The organism is Amycolatopsis sulphurea (assembly GCF_002564045.1).
GTDB lineage: Bacteria > Actinomycetota > Actinomycetes > Mycobacteriales > Pseudonocardiaceae > Amycolatopsis > Amycolatopsis sulphurea.
The window spans coordinates 1803870-1819746 of the sequence record NZ_PDJK01000002.1 but is presented as its reverse complement, the minus strand read 5'-3'; the positions used below and the strand labels follow the sequence as shown (position 1 = coordinate 1819746).

The window sequence follows — 15877 nt, the reverse complement described above, 5'->3', positions numbered from 1 at the left end:
ACCATGCTTCCCGTCGTACTGCCGCCTTTGCGGTCATGGAACGAATTCCTGGACGCGGCGATGCTCGAACCGACCACTTCGCACGCGTCGAGCAGGCGCGCCGATTACGGCTGGCACGGCGCGCCTTGGGAAGAGGCCTTACAGCTGGCCATGGACGGCTGGTCGGTGCCACTGGAGGAAACCGACGTCACAGTCGGGGAGCTGCGGGAGAGCGCCGGGCTTTCGCACGCGGTTACCCTGCTGGAACCGACCTGGGACGTGACCGGAAGCGAGGTGGACGTCGGGGCTTACCTCTCGGGCGTCCCGGAGTGCATGGTGGACGCCGTTCCCCGGCAGATCTCCCGGCGGGGCAAGGTGATCACCTTCCTGGTGCCGGGCGGGTACTCGAACACAATCGGGCACTACGTGATCATCAACCGGGGTCTCGCGCTGGCCGCGCTGTGCACCGCGATCATCGACGCCGGGCACAGCGTGGAGATCTGGTCCGGCTTCTGCGGCACCCTGCACGTGTCCAAAATGGAACAGCGGTTCTCCGGGGTGGCCAGGGTGATCGCCGCGGGTGAGCCGTTCGACGTGGGACGGCTGATCTTCGCGGTGGCCCACCCGGCGATGCTGCGCCGGCTGTGGTTCGGTGTCTGGGACGCCCAGCCGAAGAGGGTCGCCGCGGCCATGCAGACCGACCACTACGGCGGCCCGCCCTATACCTGCCAGGCGCGTGACCTGCCCGAGGAGATCCACGATCCGTACGTGTTCCCGTATCTGACCGAGACCGATCGGCAGTGGGACGACCTGCCCTCCGCGCTGGCCTGGGCGCGGCAGATGTTCCGGGAGCTGGAACTGATCCAGGAGTGATCCGCGGTGGCGGCAGCAGGCAGGTCGGCCGCCACCGCCATCGAGGTCAGTCCTGAGTGATGACCTCGAAGTGTACGGACATGGTGAGGTCTTGGCTGGTCGCGGTCACGCCCGAGTCTGTACACAATGGATTGTCGCCGGTGGTTGCGGCACTCGTGGTCAGTGCCGCGACACCTCCGACGGTCGCGAACGCAGCGGCGGTGCAGCGGATTGTTGCAGCGAGCCCTCGGTGATCGTCGGACGAAATCTGCCTCTAACCCGGAGGGGATCGAGCGGGTCGAGATCAGCGTGGACCACGGCCCCTGGCAGCCGGCCACGCTGTCCACCGAGGTCAATGTGGACACTTGGCGGATGTGGTGGACGCAGATCTCCCTGAAACCCGGTACCCATCAGGTCTTCTGCCGGGCCACCGACAAGACCGGCTACACCCAGACCGCCGACCGCGCGGGCACCGTCCCCGACGGCGCGACCGGCTGGCACTCCACCACTTTCGTCGCCGCCTGACCGCCTCCTCACCCGGACGAGAAGCTGTGAAGGGGCCCTTCACGGACTCAGAGTCCGTGAAGGGCCCCTTCACAGCCGGGTAGGCTCAGGTGAGTAGCTCGGTCAGCGATTCGCGCAGCTTTCCGGCGACCGGTACCGGCCGCCGGTGCTCGCGGTCGACGAACACGTGCACGAAGTGCCCCTCGGCGACCAAGACCTCGGCCGCCGAGTACATCCCGACCTCGTACCGCACGCTCGACCGGCCGAGGTGCGCCACCCGCAGCCCGATCCGCAACGAGTCCGGAAACGACACCGACGCGTGGTAGGCACAGCGCGATTCCACGCACAGCCCGATCACCGGCCCGCTCTCGATGTCCAGCCCGCCGCGTTCGATCAGCCAGGTGTTGATCACGGTGTCCATCAGCGAGTAGTGCACCACGTTGTTCACGTGCCCGTAGACGTCGTTGTCCTTCCAGCGCAACGGAACCGTCTGCCAGTGCGGATAGTTCACCACAGGCTCACCGAGGCCCGCAGGATGTCCGCCAAGTCCTCTTCGGACGGACTGCGCGGCGCGGTCGCCAGCAGCCGTTGCTGCTTGCGCGAGCCCGCCACCAGAGAGTCCACATCGGACTCCGTGTAGCCGACGGCACCGAGGCCGGACGGTAGGCCGGTCTCGCGCATCAGGGTGGTCAGCACGGCGGGCAGGTGGTCGGCGAGGTCGCCGGGCCATTCGAAGTCCGGCGCGAGCAGCCGGGCCACCCGCAGGTGCCGGTCCGGCGACGCGGGGAAGGTGAACCGGAACGCGGCGGGCGCGGTGAGGGCGACGGCCATGCCGTGCGGCACCATCGCCTCCTCGCCCGGATAGCCCGCAGGATGGAAATCCCGCACCTGCCCGGCGATCGGGTACGCGTTGGCGTGCGGAATGTGGACCCCGGCGTTGCCGAAACCGAGCCCGGCGAACGTCGCGGCCAGCGCCATCGCCTCCCGTGCGGCCAGGTTCTCGCCGTCGCGCGCGGCGGCGGGCAGCGCCCAGGACAGCAGCTGCAGCGACTTCTCCGCGAACATGTCCGCCAGCGGGTTCGAGCCGCAGTAGGGCACGCGCTGCTCCGGACGTTTCCGCTCGAACTCGGTGTAGGGCTTCGCGGTGTAGCTCTCCGCGGCATGGCACAGAATGTCCATCCCGCTCGCCGCGGTGACCCCGGCGGGCTGGCTGATCGTGAGCCGTGGATCGACCACGGCCAGCGACGGGCGCAACCGCAGGTGGCTGATCCCGCTCTTCACCCGCAGGGACAAGACGTCCAGCACGCACACCGCGGTGCTCTCGGAACCGGTCCCGGTCGTGGTCGGCACGGCGACCAGCGGTTTGAGCGGGTTCGCCGGCGCCCGGCCGCCGCCGACCGGTGCGTTGACGTAGTCCATCAGCTCGCCGTCGTTGCTGGTCAGCAGGTTGGCGGCCTTCGCGGTGTCGATGCTGGACCCGCCGCCGACGGCCACGAAGGCGTCGTACGGACCGGATCTGCGGGCGAAATCCACCGCTTTCCGCATGCTGATGTCCGTGGGTTCCACATGCACCCCGTCGAACGTCTCGGTGACGATGCCGTAGCCGCGGATGCCCTCGGCGATCCGCTCCGGCCAGCCGGTGGCGGCCACGACCGGGTCGGTGACCACGAGCACCCGGCGCGCGCCGTACTGGGTCAGGTCGTACCCGATCTCCTCGCTCGCGCCGGTGCCGTACTTGAGCGCGGGGGCGCCATATGTGAAGATCGTTTCATGTTCGGGTGACACGGTGACGACCTCGCTTCCGCGACGAACGGGCAAAGCAGACATTTGTCTCAACCTGGCAGCCAGTTTTTCAAGATCGCTTGACGGCGGTGAACGGTGCCGCCTTAAGCTCTCCTCATTAGATACCAAGTAGGCACCACCGTCGCGCAAACGGCCGTGCGCATCCTGATCGCGGCCGGGGTCCGCCGGGTGTACTCGGTCGTCGGTGAGTCGTTCCTGGAACTGCTCGACGCGCTCCGCCGCGAACGCGCGGTCACGCCCGTCTCCGCCAGGCACGATTCGGGTGCCGCGTTCATGGCCGAGGCGGAGGGCAAGCTCACCGGCCACCCCGCCGTGCTGCTCGCCAGCCGCGGGCCGAGTGCGGCCGGGGTGGTCCTCGGCGTGCAGACCGCGTACCAGGATCAGACGCCGATGGTGGCGCTGCTGGAGACGCCCCCGCTCGGCCAGGTGGTCCCCGGCGAGGTCCCGGTGAGCGACCTGACCGGCATGTTCGAGCCGATCTCGAAGTGGTGCGCTCGGGCCGGCGAACCCGACGAGGTGCCGCACCTGCTCGCCGAGGGGCTGGCCCGGTGTCGCGAACGGCGGCCTGGCCCGGTAGTCCTCGGCGTGCCGAGTGATGCGTGGGGCGTCCCGTACGACTCGGCCAAACCGGCGGCCACCTTGCGCCCGCCTGTCTGCGGCACGCTGGGCCGTTCGGCGGAAGCCGTGGCGGCGCTGGTGGACGAGGCGCGCTACCCCGTAGTGATCGTCGGCGGGCGCGCGCAGTCGGCGCGTGAAGAGCTGATCGCTGTCGCAGACGAGCTCTCCCTGCCGGTGTACAACGCGTTTCGCCGGCAGGACGCGTTCCCGGAGAACCACGAGCGCTACGCCGGGCACCTCGGGCTCGGGATCCCTGCGCGACAGCTCGACGCGCTGGAGCGTGCGGACCTGGTGCTCGCGCTCGGTACACACCTCGACGAAGTGACCACGCAGGGCTATCGCTACCCCACAGCGCAACAGACGCTCGTGCTCGTCGGTACCGGGCTCGAAGAGCAGAGCCGGCGCGGCCTGACGTTCCGGGTCGACTCGGAGGTCGAGCCGTTCCTTCGCGAGCTACGGTCACTTGCTTCGCCGCGTACGCGACGAGCGTCGGCTGCCAACGCTGCTGTGCACACGTTCATGACGCCGCCCGACACAAGCGGCGAGTCGCGCGTACACCCGGCTGACGTGGTCCGGGTGCTGCGGAAGCTGGCGCCGGAAGACACCATCGTCACCAGCGACGCCGGGAACTTCGCGCAGTTCATGCACCGGTACTGGTGCTTCACTCAGCCGCGCAGCCAGCTAGGGCCGAGTAGCGCGGCGATGGGGTACGCAGTCCCGGCAGCGGTGGCCGCGAAGCTGGCTGAGCCGCGTCGCACTGTCGTCGCGATGGTCGGCGACGTGGGCACCTTGATGACCGGCCAGGAGCTTGAAACCGCCGTACGCTACCGCGCGCCGGTGATGGTGGTCGTTTTCCAGAACGGTCTGCACGGTGCGCTGGCCGTGCACCAGGCTCGGACGCACGGCCGGCTGTCCGGTGTGACCGTCCCTATCGTCGACTTCGCTTCGTGGGCGCGCGGACTGGGCGCGGCCGGGTACACCGTGGACGATCGGGATCAGCTTGAGCCGATCGTGGCCAGCGCGCTGGTGCGGCAGCGCCCGTGTGTGCTCGATGTGCGGACCGATCCGGACGTGGTGACCCCGGACGTGCGGCTGAGCACCCTGCTCGGGGCCGCGCGGCCGGGGGCCTGAAAAGTTCCTGAGAACAGGGGGAAACGCCGGAGATGTTCGGTAGCCGCAGGGGGTGCGCTCCGGTAGCCTGACGGTGTTCCCGGATCCGCTCCGCCGACTCCGGTCGTGGGGGATCCCGTGGGACGAACCGCATTCCCGCCAGCGGTACGCCGCTGCCGGACGGTTTCTGTCGGTGCCCGATGGCACCATCGCGGTCATCACCCCGCTGCCGCGGGGAGGAACGAGGGGAGTTTCACCGTGACCGACGAAAAGGACGAGAGCATCCGGCCCGCCATCACGCGGGCCCGCCGGGGCCGGACCGCCAGGGCGGTCGCCGAGCTGCACGCGGTACCGGCCGGGGAGGAGCCCGGCGCGGCGGCCCACTCCGGTGTGGTGCCGGTGCTGTTCAGCGCGAGCGCCGAGGCACACGACGATGCCGTGACCGCGCCCGAGCAGGGGGCGGACTGGCGTTCGCCGTTCGGAGCCCCGCTGCGCCCGGCCAGCGGTGAGTGACGGGTTATCGCGCGCGGAGGCCGTGGTGGCTGCGTGAAGTCGCGCGGGCCGGGATGGCGCGTGGTGTCGTGATGGCTGGGCCGATCCTGTGCACTGTGGTTCGGTAGGTCCCGGCGTTCTCAGTGAACTCGGCGGCCGTCGTGGGGCGGGTTCTGTCCGGGTCGGATTCCGCGGTCGATGTGCTGGATCGCTTGTGGCGTAAGCGAAGTGACCTGCTAGCGCGGGTGTTCGGCCGTCCCTTCCTCCGGCGGTCGAGCGTCCTCGAGAGGACCTGCCGGGTATTCGGCTGCGACGTGCTCAGGAATGTGGCTCTGTGCCGAGGAATTCGGCCGACGAGACGGACTCGCGCTGCTCCGTCGAACCTGATCACGGCCGTTCGGGCAAGATCCTTTTTCGTGGAGCGCGAAAGCGCGTGGGGAACCGGGCAGGGGAGTCTGCCGGGTGCCCCACGGGCGGTGTTCAAGAGGACTTCGCCTGTTGTTCAGCCGGCCTCAGGCCGTTGCTGCGGTTGACTGTTTCGCAGTGTGGGACGGAACGCGCGCGACCCGGGTGTTGCTGGTCACACGGGTGCTGGAGGCAGACCCCGGGTGGGTGAGCCGGGGTTGTCGGGCCGCCGCGTACTGTGGTTTACTTTGGATGGTCTTGATTTTTGTGTTCGTGTTGAGTCACGCTCGCAGAATCCAGCGGGCGTCGGGTCTCCTTCACCATCGAGGGTGCGCTTCGTCCGGGGATGGACCCAGGGCGTCGATGTGGCTTCCTGTTTTGTTTTTATGTATGGAGATTGTTAGATGACTCAGGGCACCGTGAAGTGGTTCAACTCCGAGAAGGGGTTCGGCTTCATCACTCCCGACAACGGTGGCGGCGACGTCTTCGTGCACTACAGCGAGATCCAGGGCAACGGTTTCCGTACCCTTGAGGAGAACGCTCGCGTGGAGTTCGAGATCGGCCAGGGCCAGAAGGGCCCGCAGGCCACGTCGGTCAACCTCCTCTGACCCACGTACTTCCGAACGAGGGCCGCCACCCGCACTCCGGGTGGCGGCCCTTTTCGCTACCGGCCCCCTGCCGCGCCCCCGGCCCCCGCGCCACGCCGCCGCGCCACGCCCGACCTGTCTGCCGTGAAGGACCCCTTCACGGACTCAGACGCCAGGGTGTCGGCAAAGTCGGCGTGGAGGGCCCTGCACAGCTGCGGAGGGCTGTGAAGGGGCCCTTCACGGACCCGAAACCGGTCGGGCAGCCATGGCTCTCTGCTGATCACGGGCCCTCAACCAACTTTGCCGGAACCCTGGACTCAGACGCCGCGAAGGACCCCTTCACGGACTGAAGTCCCTTCACGGCGGTCAGTACGCGCGAGAGCAGGCGTCGCCCGATCGAGTCCGCGACGGACTCGTAGGCTGCGCCCCATGATCGAAAACGACTACCTCGTCTCCGGAATGTCCTGCGACCACTGCGCCCGGTCGGTCACCGAGGAACTCACCGCAGTGCCGGCCGTGGAAGACGTCACCGTGCACGTCGAAACCGGCCAGGTGACCGTCCGCTCGACCGACGCACTGGCCGAGTCCGCCGTCCGCGCCGCAGTAGAGGAAGCGGGCTATACCTACGAGGGCCTCGCCGCCACCGTCTGATTCCCGTCCACAGCCCGATTCCACCGACTGGGACTGTCCAAGAGGGACAGTCCCGTGGCCGGTGAGTCACGCATAATCGCGAGTCTTCGCGCCACCCGGCAACGGAGCGAGCGACCGGCTCGCGCTCGGCTGGTCCGCATCCGCACGGGGGCGGGGGCATGCGGCGGCGCCCGCTTCGGACGAGCCGCACTGATCTTGCGGAGCGCGACTGGTTCTCGGGCAGGAGCAGCGCCTTGATCGTGTCCGGCCCGTCCACCGTGCGCTGATCTTGCGGAGTGCGACAGGTTCTCGGGCAGAGCTTGCCGGACTGTGCATGCTGGTGGTCGGCTGCCCTGACCGCGCGTTGGTACTGCCGGGACTGCTGTGATTCCAGTGAGGCGGTTGGTGCTTGCCGGCCAGCGCGCCAACCCGGTCAAAGCACCGTCCGTCACCTGACTGGCCGAACCCCACCCACCCCGCATTTCACCGCCGTGCCGCAGGTCGGCCCCTGGTTCGAGATCACGTGCTGATGACACCTTCCGGGTGTCGTTCGCCGGTCGATGCGGGACCGGCTACCTTCTGCGGGTGGCGTACGGGGAGGATCGGGGATGACCAGCACTGCGACGCGGCCGGAAACGTCTGCGCCCGCACCGGAGGAACCGGAGGGACGCAGCGGTATCGCGGGGCTGCTGGAGCTGCCCGGCCAGGCGGTGCGTGCGGTGGTCAGATCCGCGGCGACCACGCCGGGCCGGCTTTCCGTGATCGCGGTGGCGCTCGTGCTGCTCTCGCTGCTGGCGGGGCTGGTCGGGGTGTTGTCGGTGCAGGACAAGGACAACACCGTCGAAGGGCTGGTGCAGCACCGTGAGCCGATGGCCTCGGCGGCGCAGCAGGTGTACCGGTCGCTTTCGGATGCCGATGCGACGGCGGCGAGCGCGTTCCTTTCCGTGGGAGACGAGCCGCCCCCATTGCGGAAGAAGTACGAGCAGGACATCGCCGAAGCGGGTTCCGCGCTGGCGAAGTCCGGGTCGGATGTCGCCGACGTGGGCGACGCCGCGCATCAGGTGGACATCCTGAACCAGAAGGTGCCGGTCTACACCGGGATCGTCGAAACGGCGCGGCAGAACAACCGGCAGGGCTTCCCCTCGGGCGCGTCCTATCTGCGCGAGGCCTCCCAGTTGATGCGCTCGACCATTCTGCCCGCGGCCAAGGCGCTCTACGAAGCGCACACCGCCAAGCTTTCCGAAGAACAGGACAGCAGTTCGGACGTGCCGTGGGTGGCGGTCGCGCTGATCCTGGCACTGATCGCGGCGCTGGTCGCCACCCAGATCTACCTGACCCGCCGGACGAACCGGGTGCTCAACATCGGCCTGCTGGTGGCCACCGGGTGCATCGTGCTGTCGCTGCTGTGGGGCACGGTGGCGCTGATCGTGCAGGGCAGCTTCGTCGCGAGTGGCAAGACGGACGGCTCGTCGCAGGTCGACGTGCTGGTGCGCGCGCGGATCGACGCGCTGCAGGCCCGCGCCGACGAAACCCTCACCCTGGTCGCCCGCGGTGACGGCGCGACCTACGAGAAGCAGTTCATCGGACTGGCCGAGGGACTGGTCGGCGCGGACGGGCACAGCGGCCTCCTCGGCAAGGCGCGCGACCTCGCCGAGGGCACGCCCGGCCAGCGAAAGATCGAGGCGGCCGAACAAGCCGCTCGCGAATGGTCGCTGGCGCACATCCAGGTGCGCAAGCTGGACGACAGCGGTCAGTACCAGGAAGCCGTCGACTTCGCCACGAGCGTTGCGCCGAACAGCGCGGCCGCGGCGTTCACCCGGTTGGACATGAACCTTCAGGCCGCGATCGACGTCTGTCGTCAGGAGTTCCTCGACGACACCGGCGCGGGCAACCGGGCGCTCACCGCGCTCGCGCCCGGCGTCGGGGTGCTCGCTGTGCTCGCCGCGGGCGGGGTCACCGTCGGCGTCCGGGAGAGGCTGAGGGAGTACCGATGATCCGGTCGCGGCACTTCGTCCGTGCGGCTGCGCTGGCCGCTGTCGTGCTGTTCAGTGCGGCGTGCACAGCCGCGGAAGTGCCCGCCGACCCGACCGCGGTGACCGATGCGGCCTGGCCGACCCCGGCGGGGGTCGGTGGCCCGGACACCAGCGCCGGGGTGAACACCGACACCAGCTGTGACCCCCTGGCCAGCATCCGGCCGACGGCCGGGACGTCGGTGCCGCCCGGTTCCCACCTCGCCGAAATCAAGGCGCGCGGGAAACTGATCGCCGGAGTGGACCAGACCACTTATCTGTTCGGGTTCCGCAATCCCCAGAGCGGCAACCTCGAAGGCTTCGACATCGACGTGGTGAACCAGATCGCCAGGGCGTTGTTCGGCACCGCCGAGGGACACGTGCAGTTCCGCGCGATCCCGTCCTCGCAACGGGAGCAGGTGCTCAAGGACCACAAGGTGGACGTGGTGGTCCGCACCTACAGCATCACCTGCTCGCGCCGCAAGGAAGTCCAGTTCTCCTCGGTGTACTACGTGGCCGGCCAGAAGATCCTGGTGCCGAAGACCTCGAACGCGCAGTCGCTGGCGGATCTGGCCGGCAAACGGGTGTGTGCCGCGCGGAAGTCCACGTCGCTGACCAAGGTCGCGACCGACCCGGCCAAACCGATCGCGGTGTCGGTGCCCAACTGGTCGGACTGCCTGGTGATGCTGCAGCAGAACCAGGTCGAGGCGGTGTCCACCGACGACACCATCCTGGCCGGGATGGCGGCGCAGGATCCGCAGGTGAAGGTCGTCGGGGACCAGTTGACCAAGGAGAACTACGGGGTCGGCGTACCGCTGGACGAGCAGGACGTGGTGCAGTTCGTGAACGCGGTGCTGGACCAGATGCGGGCCGACGGTTCCTGGGCGGCCAGCTACGACAAGTGGGTGGGCCGGCGGCTCGGGCCGGCGAGCCCGCCGGAAGCGCAGTATCGGTGACTGCCAGGTAGCGGCCGGGCAGCCCCACTACGATTGACCGCGGACATGGTCGCGGGGGAGTTCGGGAGGTAGTTGTGTCGGAGGAGGCGCGCCGTCCTCGGCACGCGGCACCGGAGGAGGCCGAGGTATCGGCGGACCCGGTGCCGGCCACGGGGGAGGGCTCGGGACCTGGCACGCCGGATCCGTCGTGGACCCCGCCGCCCCCGGTCCGCTGGGACACGCCGGAGCAGTCGGTGCCCGGCAGCCTCGGTTCGGACGGCCTGGACGCCGAGAACCTGATCAACCCGCCCGCACAGCACGCCCGGCCGCCGCGTCCGGGCACCTCGGGGCAGCCGTATCCGGGCGTGCCGGTCTCCGGCCAGCAGGGACAGCTGCACCCCGGTTCCCAAGGCCAGCAGGCGAATCAGCCGTGGCCGGGCGCGCAGAGCCAGCCCGGTGGTCACGGTCAGCCTCGGCCCGGCACGCTGGGGCAGCCGTATCCCGGCGCGCAAGGCCCCGGCCCGAGGCCGCATCCGGATGGCCAGGGGCGGCAGAACGCCGCGGCACCGGGCCAGCCGAGCCCCGCGGCGGCGGGTCACACCCTGGGCACGCATGGCCAGCAGTCCTCGGGCGGGCAGGAGCAGCAGGTTTCCGCTTATATCCAAGGTGGTCAGGGCCAGCCGTCGAGTGGACAAGGCCAGCAGCTCTCGGGTTATGCCCCGAGCGGTCAGGCTCAGCAAGCCTCGGGCCAGGCTCCGGGTAGCCAGGGGCAGCAAGCCTCAGGCCAGCCTTCAGACGGGCAAGGTCGGCAGGCCTCGGCCAATGCCCTTCAGGGCCAGCCCTCGGGCGGGCAAAGCCAGCAGGCCTCGGCTCATGGCCCGGGTAGTCAGAGCCAGCAAGTCTCGGCGCAGGCCCCTGGCGTCCAGAGCCAGCAGGTTCCGCCCAGTCAGCCGAATCCGCAAGCGCCCGGCCAGAACCCGAGCGGACAGAACTCCCCGGCCCCGGGACAACGCCCCGGCACTCAAGGCCAGCCGAGCCCCGCCCCGCCGGGCCGGCAGCGTCCGGGTACGCAGGGACAACCGCACCCCAACGGTCGCCAAACCCCCGCCGCTGCGGGAGAACAGCAGTCGACTGGGCAACCGTACCCACGGTCGGGCCGGGCGTATCCGGCCGCGCAAGGGCCGCCGCCGAGGCAAGGCGGTCTCCCGGCGCGGGGTGACGCGGGGGAGGCGGCCTCGCCGAGTCGTCCGGTGGCCGCGGGGAACGGCGAGGGCGAGCCGGCGGTGCCTGGCGCCGAGGACCCGACCCGGCCGCCCGGTGAGCTGGCGCCGGTGATCCTGCCGCAGTCCCAGAAACCGGTCGCGCCGGTGAATCCGGCGGCGCCGATGCCGACGAGCGTGCTCGCCACTTCCGCGCCGCCGACGCAGAGCATCATGCCGCCCGCGCCCCGGGCGGAGCCGGCGGAAGGCGCGGCGCTGCCCGACCCCGGTACCGACAGCGTCGTGGCCGCCAAGAGCAGCGAGGGGTCGAGCGGCACCGGCACGGGAACCGGCAGTGGCAGCACCGGAACCGGCAGCGGTTACCCCGGCACGGCTCGGCGTACCGGCACCCGGCGTTCCCGCCGGGGACGGCTCGGTGCCGGGCTCATCGACGTGCCACCGGTGCCCTATCGCGATCCGTCGACCGCGGTACTCGCCAATCCGGTGGTGTCCGAGGAGAAACGGTTCTGCGGCAACTGCGGGGCGAAGGTCGGCCGCAGCACGGACACGCAGCCGGGGGAACCCGAAGGCACCTGCGAAAAGTGCAGCACCCGCTACTCGTTCGTCGCGAAGCTGAAGCCGAACGAGCTCGTCGGCGGCCAGTACGAGGTGCTCGGCGCCCTCGCCTACGGCGGGCTCGGCTGGATCTACCTTGCCCAGGACCACAACGTCTCCGACCGGTGGGTCGTGCTCAAGGGCCTGATCGACACCGGGGACGCCACCGCGATGGCCGCCGCCGCCAACGAGCAGCGGTTCCTCGCCGAGGTCGAGCACCCGAACATCGTCAAGATCCACAACTTCGTGCAGCATCCGGACGCGGAGACCGGCAACTCCGTCGGCTACATCGTGATGGAGTACGTCGGCGGCCAGTCGCTGCGCCAGCTCGCCCTCGCGCACCATCGCGAGAGCAAGCGCCCGGAACCGCTGCCGATCGGCCAGGTGATCGCCTACGGCCTGGAGATCCTGCCCGCGCTCGGCTATCTGCACAGCCAGGGCCTGCTCTACTGCGATCTCAAGCCGGACAACGTGATCCAGACTCGCGAGCAGCTCAAGCTGATCGACCTCGGCGCGGTGCGGCGGCTCGACGACTACGAGAGCCCGCTCTTCTTCACCAGTGGCTACAGTGCCCCCGAGCTGGCCACGCAGGGTGCGTCGGTCTCCTCGGATCTCTACACCGTCGGCCGCACGCTCGCCGTGCTGAGCTTCGAATTCGCCGGCTACACCACGAAGTACAAGAGTTCGCTGCCCGGACCGGACGCGGTGCCGCTGTTCGCGCTTTTCGGCTCGTACTACCGCTTCCTCAAGCGCGCCACGCACACCGATCCGGATCGCCGGTTCTTCGCCGCCGACGAGATGTCCGACCAGCTGACCGGGGTGCTGCGCGAGATCATGGCGCTGGGCACCAACACCCCGCGTCCGGCCGCGTCCACTGTGTTCGGACCGGAGAGCCGTACCTTCGGCGTGCACCTGGTGGTGCCCGAGCGCGGCGAGACCGTGCCCTTGCCGGACGCCGCCGAAGTGGTCTCCGGGTTGCCGATCCCGCAGGTGGACACGGACGACGCGGCGGCGGGCGTGCTGGCCACCACCACCGCCGTCGACCCGCGGGAGGCGATCGAGGCGCTGGCCAGTGCGCCCCGAGAGTCGATCGAGGTCCGGCTGCGCATCGTGCGCGCGCGGATCGAGCTGGGCGAGTTCGTGGAGGCACAACGTCAGCTGCAGGCCGCGCAGTACCTCGCGATCCGGCACGGTTTCCCCCACGATTGGCGGATCGACTGGTATCGCGGCCTGATCGAGCTGGCCGGTGGCCGGCCGAGGGTCGCGCATGTGGCGTTCGACGCCGTGTACGACGACCTTCCCGGCGAGATCGCGCCGAAGCTCGCTCTCGCGATCAGCGCCGAAGGAGTCGGCGACTACTTCGGCGCCGCGCGGTTCTACGAGCTGGTGTGGCGCACCGACCGCACGTACGTGAGCGCAGCGTTCGGCCTCGCCCGCGTCTATTTGGCGCAGGGCGCGCGGGCGAGCGCGGTGGAGGTGCTCGAAGCCGTGCCCCCGACGTCGACGCACTACGTCGACGCGCAGGTCGCCGCGATCAAGATCAAGATCAAGACCAGGGCGCAGGGCACCGAGCAGAGCCAGGTCACGGAGGGCGATCTCGTCGACGCGTCCGGCCGGCTGGAGCGGCTCAACCTGGACGCCGAGCGGCACACGCGCCTCACCGCCGAAGTGCTCGAAGCGGCGCACGACTGGCTGCAGGTACCTGGCCAGCCGGCCGCCACCTCGTCGTCGAAGGTGCTGGGCTATGCGCTCGACGAGCGGGAGGTGCGGTTCGGCCTGGAGAACTGCTACCGCGCACTGGCCCGGCTCGCCGGGACCGCGGCGGACCGGGTGGCGCTGGTGGACCGGGCCAACGCGATCCGCCCCCGCACCCTGACCTGATCTCCGGCGCGAGGGCGCAGCCGCGGCGGGTCAGGGGTTGATCTGGTTCTTCCGCTGCGCCTCGGCGAGCTTCTCCTGCGCCCGCGGATCGCCGTGCGTGCTGAAATGCTCGATTCCGACCTGCACGAACAGGCCGCGCGCCGACACCGCGACCGGGCCGTCCGGCGCGTCCAGCCGGCCGTCCGCGCTGACGTAGATCTTGCGCCCGGCAGTGCCGTCCAGCCGTGCCTCGATGTAGAGCGTCGAGCCCACCGGCACCGGACGGCGGAAGTCGGTCTCCAGCTTGCCGGTCACCGCCGGGCGGCGCAGCAGATTGCCCACCGCCGAGCCGAGCGCCTCGTCGAACGCGCAGGCCAGCAGCCCGCCGTGGGCGAGCCCGGGCGCGCCCTGATGCTCCCGGGTGACGGTGAACTTCGACTGCACCGTGTGGTCGTCACTGACCGATGAACGCAGGTGCAGCCCTACTTCGACCTCGTCGCCGCAGCCGAAGCACTCGGCGAAGTGCACGCCGAGGTCGGTGCCGGGGGCAGGCGCGTTCGGGTGGACGGCAGGTGGCTCGATCTCGACCGGTGGCCAAGACCCGGGGACACGACTCATAGGGGGACGTTAACCCGCCCGAAGGAGCCCCGTGCACCGCCCTTGACCTGCGATGCCGGATTTCCTCAGCGTAGGGTAGTCGGAAAATTCCGTACGGTAGAAGTTTCGCTGTTCGTTCTGCCGACCCCTGCCCGGACGGAGAGACTGGGCGGATGAACTCGACCCGATCAGTTGGACGCGCACGAGGAGGTCGCCGCGGGGATGAGTGAGACAACAAAGGGAAGACCCGACGTCGATCAGCGGACCGTCAAACGAGCCGTGATCGCGTCGGCGATGGGTAACGCCACCGAATGGTACGACTACGGCGTTTTCACTTCCGGCGCGATCTCCGCGACCATCGGCACGGTGTTCTTTCCCGGCGAGGGCAACGCGGTGCTGAAATCGCTCGCTCTGCTGGCGGTGGGCTTCATCGTGCGGCCGTTCGGCGGAGCGTTCTTCGGCCCGCTGGGCGACAAGCTCGGCAGGCAGAAGGTTCTCGCGATCACCATTCTGCTGATGTCCGGCTGCACCTTCGTGGTCGGCGTGCTGCCGACCTATTCGGGCGGCTACAGCATGGGTATCGCGGCGCCGATCGCGATCCTGCTGCTGCGGCTGATCCAGGGCTTCTCCACCGGGGGGGAGTACGGCGGTGCGGCCACTTTCATCGCCGAGTACGCGCCGACCAAGCGCCGCGGCTTCTTCGGGTCGTTCCTGGAGATGGGCACGCTGGCCGGCTACGTGCTCGGCAACGCGGTGGTGCTGACCGTGTCGCTGTCCCTGACGACCGAGCAGTTCGACAGCTGGGGCTGGCGGATCCCGTTCTTCATCGCGCTGCCGATCGGTGTCGTCGGGCTCTACCTGCGGTCCAGGCTCGAGGACACGCCGGAGTTCCGGCGGCTCGAAGCGGTCGGTGAGAAGCCGGACAAGGCGCCGCTGCGGGAGACCCTGCAGCACAACTGGCGGATGATCCTGAACCTGATCGGGATCGTGCTGCTGGTCAACATCGCCGACTACATGCTGCTGACCACGATGCCGACGTACTTCACCGACACCCTGCACATCGGGGACACCACCTCGAACCTGATCATCATCGGGGTGGAACTGGTGCAGTTCTCGATCCTGATCCCGATCGGCATCCTCTCGGACCGGATCGGCCGGAAACCGCTGCTGCTCACCGCGGCCATCGGGTTCGTCGTGCTGAGCTGGCCCTCGATCAAGCTGATGCAGTCGGGCAGCCTGGCGTGGCTGGTCGTTGGCTTCCTGCTGGTGGCGGTCCTGCTGGCGCTGATGCTCGCGGTGATCGGCTCGACGTTCCCGGCGATGTTCCCGACGCGCGTGCGGTACGGCTCGTTCGCCATCGGGTACAACATCTCGACCTCGCTGTTCGGCGGTACCTGCGGCCTGGTCGTCACGGCGCTGATCGACAAGACCGGCAATGCCGACTGGCCGGCGTACTACCTGATCGTGGCCGCGCTCATCGCGCTGGTGCCGATTCTCCGGATTCCGGAGACGGCGGGGGTGCCGATCGAGCAGATCGACTCCGCCGACACGGGCCGGAAGTTCGTCGCGGTGAAGTAGGCCGTTCCGGTGCGAAACCGCCCCCGTCCATCGTGGACGGGGGCGGTTTTGTAGGTCAGCCGACCTCGGCCGCCTCGGCGGGGCGAGGAGTGAAGCGCTTGCCC

Annotated in this window: 13 protein-coding genes; 10 read left to right on the top strand and 3 right to left on the bottom strand. The window is 69.4% G+C overall.

Features of this window, described 5'->3' with window-relative positions:
- Positions 1 to 3: 3 nt before the first annotated feature.
- Both ATK36_RS14505 and ATK36_RS14500 read left to right on the top strand, forming a co-directional pair.
- Positions 4 to 852 (top strand): DUF7192 family protein, encoded by an 849-nt coding sequence (locus ATK36_RS14505; protein WP_098511903.1) that lies wholly within the window; start codon positions 4 to 6, stop codon positions 850 to 852.
- 288 nt (positions 853 to 1140) lie between these two features.
- Entirely contained in the window at positions 1141 to 1356 is a 216-nt protein-coding gene (locus ATK36_RS14500; protein ID WP_387000923.1) for a molybdopterin-binding protein, read from the top strand.
- Positions 1357 to 1441: 85 nt separating this feature from the next.
- On the opposite strand, the gene ATK36_RS14495 is transcribed toward ATK36_RS14500, so the two are convergent.
- Together ATK36_RS14495 and ATK36_RS14490 are read right to left on the bottom strand one after the other, a co-directional pair.
- On the bottom strand, positions 1442 to 1849 hold the full coding sequence (locus tag ATK36_RS14495; protein WP_098511902.1) for an acyl-CoA thioesterase: 408 nt from the start codon (positions 1847 to 1849) through the stop codon (positions 1442 to 1444).
- Positions 1843 to 3120: a hydroxyacid-oxoacid transhydrogenase gene (locus ATK36_RS14490; protein WP_245914735.1), complete on the bottom strand. Its 1278-nt coding sequence runs from the start codon at positions 3118 to 3120 to the stop codon at positions 1843 to 1845. Before ATK36_RS14490 ends, ATK36_RS14495 begins: the two co-directional genes overlap by 7 nt.
- Positions 3121 to 3234: 114 nt before the next feature.
- On the opposite strand from ATK36_RS14490, the gene ATK36_RS14485 reads away from it, so the two are divergent.
- From ATK36_RS14485 to ATK36_RS14455, 7 genes are all read left to right on the top strand, one after another.
- Complete coding sequence (locus ATK36_RS14485; protein WP_098511899.1) at positions 3235 to 4887, top strand: thiamine pyrophosphate-dependent enzyme; 1653 nt, start codon at positions 3235 to 3237, stop codon at positions 4885 to 4887.
- 237 nt (positions 4888 to 5124) lie between these two features.
- On the top strand, positions 5125 to 5379 hold the full coding sequence (locus tag ATK36_RS14480) for a hypothetical protein (RefSeq protein ID WP_098511897.1): 255 nt from the start codon (positions 5125 to 5127) through the stop codon (positions 5377 to 5379).
- Between the two features lie 788 nt (positions 5380 to 6167).
- Complete coding sequence (locus tag ATK36_RS14475) at positions 6168 to 6371, top strand: cold-shock protein (RefSeq protein ID WP_098511896.1); 204 nt, start codon at positions 6168 to 6170, stop codon at positions 6369 to 6371.
- Between the two features lie 408 nt (positions 6372 to 6779).
- Positions 6780 to 7001, top strand: coding sequence for a heavy-metal-associated domain-containing protein (locus ATK36_RS14470; RefSeq protein ID WP_098511894.1), 222 nt, complete (start codon positions 6780 to 6782; stop codon positions 6999 to 7001).
- 587 nt (positions 7002 to 7588) lie between these two features.
- Positions 7589 to 8974 (top strand): hypothetical protein, encoded by a 1386-nt coding sequence (locus ATK36_RS14465; RefSeq protein ID WP_098511893.1) that lies wholly within the window; start codon positions 7589 to 7591, stop codon positions 8972 to 8974.
- A complete protein-coding gene (locus ATK36_RS14460) occupies positions 8971 to 9945 on the top strand; it encodes a glutamate ABC transporter substrate-binding protein (RefSeq protein WP_098511892.1) in 975 nt (324 codons plus the stop codon). Before ATK36_RS14465 ends, ATK36_RS14460 begins: the two co-directional genes overlap by 4 nt.
- A gap of 1364 nt (positions 9946 to 11309) precedes the next feature.
- The gene (locus tag ATK36_RS14455) at positions 11310 to 13619 is read left to right on the top strand and encodes a serine/threonine-protein kinase (RefSeq protein WP_245915369.1); all 2310 of its coding nucleotides are present in this window, start codon (positions 11310 to 11312) and stop codon (positions 13617 to 13619) included.
- A gap of 30 nt (positions 13620 to 13649) precedes the next feature.
- On the opposite strand, the gene ATK36_RS14450 is transcribed toward ATK36_RS14455, so the two are convergent.
- A complete protein-coding gene (locus ATK36_RS14450; protein ID WP_098511890.1) occupies positions 13650 to 14216 on the bottom strand; it encodes a PaaI family thioesterase in 567 nt (188 codons plus the stop codon).
- A gap of 201 nt (positions 14217 to 14417) precedes the next feature.
- On the opposite strand from ATK36_RS14450, the gene ATK36_RS14445 reads away from it, so the two are divergent.
- Positions 14418 to 15773: an MFS transporter gene (locus ATK36_RS14445; RefSeq protein WP_098514895.1), complete on the top strand. Its 1356-nt coding sequence runs from the start codon at positions 14418 to 14420 to the stop codon at positions 15771 to 15773.
- Positions 15774 to 15877: the final 104 nt, after the last annotated feature.

Bases quoted from the DNA above. Each gene is read 5' to 3' on its own strand.
- ATK36_RS14505 (WP_098511903.1), top strand. From the start codon at position 4: ATGCTTCCCGTCGTACTGCCGCCTTTGCGGTCATGGAACGAATTCCTG.
- ATK36_RS14475 (WP_098511896.1), top strand. From the start codon at position 6,168: ATGACTCAGGGCACCGTGAAGTGGTTCAACTCCGAGAAGGGGTTCGGC.
- ATK36_RS14470 (WP_098511894.1), top strand. From the start codon at position 6,780: ATGATCGAAAACGACTACCTCGTCTCCGGAATGTCCTGCGACCACTGC.
- ATK36_RS14465 (WP_098511893.1), top strand. From the start codon at position 7,589: ATGACCAGCACTGCGACGCGGCCGGAAACGTCTGCGCCCGCACCGGAG.
- ATK36_RS14460 (WP_098511892.1), top strand. From the start codon at position 8,971: ATGATCCGGTCGCGGCACTTCGTCCGTGCGGCTGCGCTGGCCGCTGTC.
- ATK36_RS14455 (WP_245915369.1), top strand. From the start codon at position 11,310: ATGCCGACGAGCGTGCTCGCCACTTCCGCGCCGCCGACGCAGAGCATC.
- ATK36_RS14450 (WP_098511890.1), bottom strand. From the start codon at position 14,216: ATGAGTCGTGTCCCCGGGTCTTGGCCACCGGTCGAGATCGAGCCACCT.
- ATK36_RS14445 (WP_098514895.1), top strand. From the start codon at position 14,418: ATGAGTGAGACAACAAAGGGAAGACCCGACGTCGATCAGCGGACCGTC.